At 63.7% G+C, this 2,459-nt stretch carries 4 protein-coding genes; all 4 read right to left on the bottom strand.

Annotated features, from left to right (window positions below; translation table 11 throughout):
* The coding region (locus AC1D1P_RS20880) for a 4'-phosphopantetheinyl transferase superfamily protein (RefSeq protein WP_477674281.1) at positions 1–164 on the bottom strand (164 nt) is incomplete at its 3' end.
* Positions 165–298: 134 nt separating this feature from the next.
* Complete coding sequence (locus AC1D1P_RS20875) at positions 299–1,105, bottom strand: pyridoxine 5'-phosphate synthase (protein ID WP_477671324.1); 807 nt, start codon at positions 1,103–1,105, stop codon at positions 299–301.
* Between the two features lie 12 nt (positions 1,106–1,117).
* The gene (gene recO / locus AC1D1P_RS20870; RefSeq protein WP_477674280.1) at positions 1,118–1,867 is read right to left on the bottom strand and encodes a DNA repair protein RecO; all 750 of its coding nucleotides are present in this window, start codon (positions 1,865–1,867) and stop codon (positions 1,118–1,120) included.
* Positions 1,868–1,994: 127 nt separating this feature from the next.
* On the bottom strand, positions 1,995–2,459 hold a 465-nt coding region (gene era / locus AC1D1P_RS20865; RefSeq protein WP_477674279.1), incomplete at its 5' end, for a GTPase Era.

The raw sequence follows: 2,459 nt of genomic DNA, 5'->3' as shown, positions 1-2,459 counted from the left end.
GCAAGGTAGCTGACGCCGCGGTCGGGCCAGCGCGCGCTGCGGTGTTTCCAGGTGGCAAGTTCACCGTCGCTCAGGATCCTGCGGGCAAACCGTTCGCCATGCCTCTCAAGGCTGGCGCGGATGCGGCGCACGTCGCAGATGTCAGTTCCAATACCGTAAATCATCTAGCACCCAATCGCCGCAAAGTGACACGCAAAAAGCCAGCATGAGCCGCGGAACCGGCTTCGCCGGGCCGCAGGCGGGCGGCCCCCTCGGGGGGCAGGAAGCCACACGCAGTGGGCGACCGTGGGGGCTCCACTCATGCGGGGGCGAATGCCTGGGTGATGCTAAGCAGGTAACGCCTGGTGGTCGCGGCGTAACCCAACTCGAGCGCGTCGGCAACAAAAGCGTGGCCTATCGACACCTCCAGCACGCCGGGGACTTCGCGCACAAACTCCGTGAGGTTGTCGCAGTTCAGGTCGTGGCCGGCGTTGATGCCCAGGCCGGCTGCCGCGGCGGCCTGGCCCGCACGGGTAAAGCGCGCCAGGACTTCGGCCTTTTCAGGGGTGGGCCAAGCGCGCGCGTAGGTCTCGGTATAAAACTCCACCCGGTCGGCGCCCACGGCCTTGGCTGCTGCCATGGCTTCGGGAACCGGGTCCATGAAAAGGCTGACCCGCACACGGCGGTCATGCACCTGTTCTATCAGGGGCTGCAGGCGCTCCGCGTCTTCGGGGAAATTCCAGCCATGGTCGCTGGTGAACTGGTCCTCGCTGTCGGGCACAAAAGTGCACTGGTGCAGCGGCAGGCCCCTGGCGGCCAGATCGTGCACAAAGCCCATCAGGTTCTGGAGCGGGTTGCCTTCGATGTTGAATTCGCGGTCTGGCCAGTCCTTCATCAGCGCGGCGAGTTCAAAGACGTCGTCACGGCGGATATGCCGCTCGTCGGGCCGCGGGTGCACCGTGATGCCTTGGGCGCCGGCCTCCAGGCACAGCTCGGCGGCGCGCCGCACGCTGGGAATGTCCAGGTGCCGGGAGTTGCGCAGCAAGGCGACCTTGTTGACGTTGACCGACAGTGCGGTCTTGTCATACACATGGGACACGAGGGGAACGGGCGAAAGGAGTTTCATGGCGGTTGCTCGTTAGAAAGCTTGCAGGTCCATCATCATCTGCCGGRTTTTCAGGACCTTGACGCCGCAATGGTAGTGCAGCAGCCCGCGCAACTGGGTTTTAAGCTCATTGAAACCGGGGATACAGGCCCGTACCGTGTCAGAGAACAGCGCCTCGTCACCCAGCGCCTGTTGCAGCGCCTGCCATTGCCCGCCGGGCAGGCTGACGCGATCGTCGTCGTGCGCTTGCCGGAGCCCCGCCTCTGGCACCAGCACATAGCGGGTGTCCGGATCGAGCGGCGCCAGCGTGGCGGTTTCGGCGTCCAGCAGGGGTAAAAGGCCGATGTCGCGCAGCAGCCGCAGCTCAAACGCGCGCAGCGCCAGCTGCAGGGTTTCGGCACTTTGTGCGGCGATCAATTGCACCGTGGCGGCGTAGGCGTCAAACAGCACCGGATGCGGGTCGTCACGCGCCATCAGGCGCATGAGCAGCTCGTTGAGGTAATAACCCGACAGCAAGGCATCCCCCGTGGGCATGACGTGGCCGCCCTGCCACTCAGCGCTTTTCAGGGTACGGATTTCGGCATCGCCGCCAAAGGCGATATGCAGCGGCTGTAGCGGCAACAAGATCGGCCGGAAACTGGAACTCGGCTTTTTGGCCCCCCGCGCCACCAGAGCCACCCGGCCATATTTCCGGGTAAACACCTCCAGAATCAGGCTGGACTCACTCCAGTCGTAGCGGTGCAGGACGTAGGCCGGCTCGTCGCCTATGCGCTTGGTCGCCATGTTCAGGGATTCAAACGGTTTAAAGAAGGCAGGCCAGCATGAGCCGCGGAACTGGCTTTGCCAGGCCGCAGGCGGGCGGCCCCCTCGGGGGGCAGGGAACTACACGAAGTGAGCGACCGTGGGGGCCTCATTCATACCCGAAGGTCTTGACCCTTGCCTCGTCGTCCGCCCAGCCCGAACGGACCTTGACCCAGATCTCCAGGAACACCTTGCCGCCAGTGAGGGTTTCGAGCTCATGCCGGGCTTCAGTGYCGATGCGCTTGAGCTTTTCGCCCTTCTCGCCAATGATCATGCCCTTGTGGCCGTCGCGCTCGACCACGATAGTGGCGGCAATTTTTCGCAAATTGCCCTCCTCTTCGTACTGGTCAATGATGACGGTGGAGGTATAGGGAAGCTCGTCGCCCGTCAGGCGGAACAGCTTTTCGCGGATGATTTCGGCGGCCATGAAGCGGTCGCTACGGTCGGTCAGTTCGTCGGCACCGTACATCCAGGGCTGCACCGGCAAGTATTTTTCGCAAATGCCGAACAGGCGCTCGATGTCCTTGGCGTTGTTGGCCGACATGGGCACGAACTCGGCGAAATTGTGCCGCTC

This window comes from Polaromonas sp. P1_E1_2 (assembly GCF_056406035.1).
This window is presented reverse-complemented; position numbering and strand designations above follow the sequence as displayed.

What these genes read in the sequence shown, in the direction of transcription:
- AC1D1P_RS20875 (WP_477671324.1), bottom strand. Translation starts at nt 1,105, where the DNA reads ATGAAACTCCTTTCGCCCGTTCCCCTCGTGTCCCATGTGTATGACAAG.